General features: G+C 65.2%; 3 protein-coding genes and 2 pseudogenes. 3 read left to right on the top strand and 2 right to left on the bottom strand.

What is annotated here, in order from left to right:
• Positions 1-114: 114 nt before the first annotated feature.
• Positions 115-888, bottom strand: coding sequence for an anti-sigma factor family protein (locus ABLE91_RS28840; RefSeq protein WP_348935999.1), 774 nt, complete (start codon positions 886-888; stop codon positions 115-117).
• On the bottom strand, positions 872-1,426 hold the full coding sequence (locus ABLE91_RS28835) for a sigma-70 family RNA polymerase sigma factor (RefSeq protein WP_348935998.1): 555 nt from the start codon (positions 1,424-1,426) through the stop codon (positions 872-874). Before ABLE91_RS28835 ends, ABLE91_RS28840 begins: the two co-directional genes overlap by 17 nt.
• A 90-nt stretch (positions 1,427-1,516) precedes the next feature.
• Here ABLE91_RS28835 and ABLE91_RS28830 point away from each other — a divergent pair.
• The 3 genes and pseudogenes from ABLE91_RS28830 to ABLE91_RS28820 form a co-directional block, all read left to right on the top strand.
• A pseudogene (locus tag ABLE91_RS28830) lies at positions 1,517-1,708 on the top strand (hypothetical protein); the annotation flags it as partial.
• Between the two features lie 80 nt (positions 1,709-1,788).
• Positions 1,789-1,920: pseudogene (locus ABLE91_RS29020) on the top strand (MarR family winged helix-turn-helix transcriptional regulator); the annotation flags it as partial.
• A 691-nt stretch (positions 1,921-2,611) separates the two neighbouring features.
• A partial coding sequence (locus tag ABLE91_RS28820) for a beta strand repeat-containing protein (RefSeq protein ID WP_348935997.1) occupies positions 2,612-4,604 on the top strand: 1,993 nt, incomplete at its 3' end.

Raw genomic sequence — 4,604 nt, 5'->3', positions numbered from 1 at the left:
CATGTGCCGGCGCAGGCCCTCATCGAATTCCGCCCGGCTGACGCCGGCGGCGGGGCTGCCCCAGTCATAGCCGTAATTTGGCGTGTTCATGGTGGTTTATCTCCTTCGATGGCGTCAGTAGAGGGAGCGGGCGAGGCGGATGGCCGCTTCGTCGATGTCACGGGCATCGGCCTTTGCCACCAGCGCATAGGCGACATCGCCGATCTGCCAGTAGGCGGCGGTTACGTCCTGGTCGTGGGTGACGGTGGCGGGGATCACGTCGAACGCGCCCGGCCTCACAGCGAACAGGGAAACCTCGCCCAGCGTCTCGGTCCTGGCGGCAAGCTCCACGCTCGGGCCATAGGAGGAGGGGAATATCTGCACGTCCTTCACCTGCCAGTCCTTGGGAAGCTGCGGCAGGACGATGGCGGTGGCGGCGCGGATCTCCGCGGGGTCATAATCGGACGCGCCCGGCTGCGAGCGCATGGAGGCGCGCACCAGCGCCGTGCGATGGGCGCGCACCGCCTCGCCCACATAAGCGGGTGGAATGGCGGAGGCTACCACTTCCCCAACCATCAGCGGCCCGAACTCCGCGTGGGCGAGCCAGCCGAAGGTGATGAGCACGCCCACCGCGGCGATCTGGCGGACACGGCGGAACAGGCTACTCCTGGCGAGCCCCCCTTCCAGGCGCCGGGCCGCGACGAGGGTCTCGATGCGCGCCGTACTGGGCTCGGCCGCCAAAGCGAGCCGCAACTCGTCGCGGATGCGCAGATCGGACATGACCCGCATGGCCTCGTCCGGATGGTGGCAGAGATAGGCCTCCACCTCGATGCGGCGGGCCACGGGAAGCTGGTCTTCCACATAGGCCTGAAGATCGGCCTCGCCGATGGGATCAACTGGACGGTCCATCCGTGCCTCCCACGAGTTTCAGGCGCCGCCGAGGGCTGGGCGCGATCTGTTGGTCTTCGCCGTCCTCGATGGTGCGCAGCGCGGCGCGGGCACGCGCGAGGCGCGACATGAGCGTGCCCACCGGGATCTCCAGCGCCTCGGCGGCCTCCGCGAACGTCATCCCCTCAATGGCCACGAGATGCAGCGCAGTGCGCTGATCTTCCGGCAGCTCAAGGAAGGCGCGGCGGACCTGATCGAGCCGGACCCGAAGATCCTGGATGGGCGCGATGGCGTTCTCGTTCAGCTCCGCGGCCCGGCTGATGCGCTCTGCTTCGGCCTTCCGGCGGCGGCGCACGTCGATGAACACATTGTGGAGAATGGATAGCATCCAGGCGCGCAAGCTGCGCCCTGCCTTGAAGCTCGCCCTCTTCTCATAGGCGCGCACGAGGGTGTCGTGCACCAGATCCTCAGCATCAGCCTCGTTTCGCGTGAGCACGCGCGCATAGCGCCGCAGGGCTGCGAGCTGGAGCAGGACATTGAATTGCGGTTTTCGGACCATCAGTGAGTGTACGAGGCTGCCAACGGGTTTAATCCCACAACCTCAAAGGAAATCGGCGCGGACGCGATCCACGGGCTACCTTAAGCCTGCGAGCTGAGGCGCATCGACCACCGGACGGGAGAGGTGCTGGAGCAGCTGGACATGCCCTCCGGAACCGGGGTGTCAGGACTTGAATCCGATGGCGGCGACCGCTTCTTCTGCGGCGGCGGAAACAGCGGGAAGGTGCGAGCCGTCCGCCGGCCGAGAAGAGGGAGCTCGCGGATTGGGATCGGGGCCAAGTAACCGATCTCGATCACAATAACGCACTTTATACTCTGTTGGATGTTGCCTTGCGCATGCTGCGGCGTCGCAGGCTGGGCATGCGGGCAGAGAACATCCCGGTCAGCGAGCTCACCAAGCTCGCTCATGTCCGCAAGCAGACCATGGCGCGGGCGATCGAGGAGGAAAGTGTCGAACCGGAAGCATGCGACTCAAACCTGCTAAGAGGCCGACTGTAGCCACGCCGCCAACTTCTCCGTCGCGTATTGCTGCCAGTTCGGCGAGACTGCGGACGATACCCTGCGCCACGCCGCCAGAAGCGGCTGAGCATCGCCCCCGCGCCCGCAGAACGCATAATTCCCTGCAAAAATCACAGGACTTAAGTCTTTCCCTTAAGCGCTTTGCCTTGCATAACGTTCCTAGGGATCCAGCACACCGATCCGGGCGCCCAAGGTGACGACAACGCGGCGAAAGCCGCGGGCGTGAGGCGCAGGACATGGTGGTGTTATACGGGGGGAAGTTATGCGGCCGGTTTTCACGCGAGCTGATGCTCAGCGCCGAGGCGCGCCGCTGCGCGCGACTGTGTCGTCAGCCATCACTGCGCGGCTGCTTTCTGCCACCTTCCTGAGCGGCTTTCTCGCTCTCGCCACGGGAGGCCCTGCGCTTGCCAACAATCTCTGGCTAGGGGGCGGAAGCGACAACCTGTGGACCACTCCTGGCAACTTCCAAGACACTTATCAACCGATGGATATACTGCATTTTGCAGGAAATATCCAAACGGCGAACGTCAATAACGCTAGCCCTGCCAATGTGTTCGCGATTATTTTCGAGCCAGGTGCAGCAAGCTTCGTATTGTCGGGTAACGTTATCCTTTATGGAGGAATTCACAATAATTCTACAAACCTGCAGACGTTAAGCTTTTCGCTTATGGAGATTTATGCATCCCAGACAATCTCCGCCTGGAACGGCGATATTTCCATCACTGCGCCGGTTACACTTTTTTCGACTGGCGGCCCCATAGATCTTCTGGTCACCGGCGCCCACGACACCACAATCAACGGGGTGATCAGCGACGTAGCGGGCCCCGGCACATCCGGTAGCATCGCCAAGACCGGCACCGGCACACTGACCCTCACCGCTGCCAACTCTTATTCAGGCGGCACGATTGCCTCGGTGGGCCTTATCAATTTCAATTCCGCGTCTAATTTCGGCTCCGGCAACATCACGTTCTACGGTGGCGGCTTGCAGTGGGCGGCGGGGAACACCACCGACATATCAAGCAGGCTAGACGGTTCCGGCGGAGGCGATGCCGTGTTCGACACCAATGGCAACGACGTTGCCTTCGCGACCGGTTTCTCTGGTGCAGGCGGTGTGACCAAGCAGGGCGCCGGCATGCTGACCTTGAACGCGGCCAACACCTATGTCGGCGGCACCACCATCAGCGCCGGCACGCTGGCGCTGAGCGGCAACGGCGCCCTTACGGCGACCGGGGCCGTGAGCCTCGTCAATCCCGGTGCGACCTTCGACATCAGCCAGGCCTCCGGAGACCGGACCATCGGCCTCCTGACGGGCGGCGCGGGCACCACCATATTGCTCGGCACCAATACGCTGACCTTCGGCTACGCACCGGACGGGGTTGTTGCGAGCGCCATTTCCGGTCAGGGCGGCCTCGTGAAGCAGGGGTCAGGTAAGCAGACGCTGACCGGAGCCAATACCTTCACGGGCGGCACCACGATCGATAGCGGCATACTGGCGCTGAGCGGAGGCGGTGCCCTCGCGCCGGATGGGGCCGTGACATTCGCCGCGGCCGGCGTCGGCTTCGATATCAGCGCGGCTTCAGGGAACCGAGCCATTGGGAGTGTGGGCGGCGTCGCCGGGTCCGACATAACACTCGGCGCGAATTCGCTCACGCTCGGGGGCGCTGCGGACGCCGTCTTTGACGGCGAGATTGGCGGGGCGGGCGGCATCGTCAAACAAGGGACGGGCACGCAGGCGCTGGGGGGCGGCAACGCGTATGCCGGCACGACCACCATTTCCACCGGCGTCCTCAATATCCGCAACGGATCGGCTCTCGGCACTACGGCCGCTGGCACCTCCGTCGCCTCCGGTGCTGCTCTGGAAATCCAGGGCGACATCACGGTGGGCGCCGAGGCGCTGACCCTGAACGGCGCCGGCGTTTCAAATGGCGGCGCCCTGCGCAACGTCTCGGGGGCCAACGCCTATGATGGGAGCGTCAGTCTGGGTTCCGCCGCGCGGATCAATTCCGACGCGAGCACGCTCACCCTCTCCAATGCCAGCGCCGTCTCCTCCACCAATCTCGGCCTGACGGTGGGCGGTGCCGGCAACACCACCATCTCCGGGGTCGTGGCGCTCGGTTCCGGCGGCCTGACCAAGGACGGCAGCGGCGTTCTCGCCTTGTCGGGCGTCAACACCTATACCGGCGTGACAACCGTTTCCGCCGGCACGCTGGCCTTGTCCGGCGCGGGCAGCATCGCGGCATCGTCCGGGGTGGTGGTGGAGGGCGCCTTCGACATTTCCGGCACCACGTCCGGAGCGAGCGTCACCAATCTGTCGGGGACGTCGGCGGCCGGCGTCGTGGCGCTGGGGACCAAGACCCTGACGGTGGTGGCGCAGACCGGCTTCCTCGACTATGCCGGGTCGCTTACGGGCACCGGCACCCTCATCAAGCAAGGCGTGGAAGCCTTCACCCTGAGCGGCAACAGCAGCGCCTTTGCCGGCACGACTGAGGTGGCTGCGGGCATCCTCTTCGTCAGCAACCACGGCGGCACCTCCGCGGGCATCCTGGGCGGCAACGTCACCGTCGCCTCTGGGGCGACGCTGGAAGGGGTGGGCGGCACCATCACCGGGGCGGTGAGCGTGGCGGCCGGCGGCACGCTGGGCTGGACCACGCAAGGGTCCA

This window comes from Aquabacter albus (genome assembly GCF_040049275.1).
Lineage (GTDB): Bacteria > Pseudomonadota > Alphaproteobacteria > Rhizobiales > Xanthobacteraceae > Aquabacter.
This window is presented reverse-complemented; position numbering and strand designations above follow the sequence as displayed.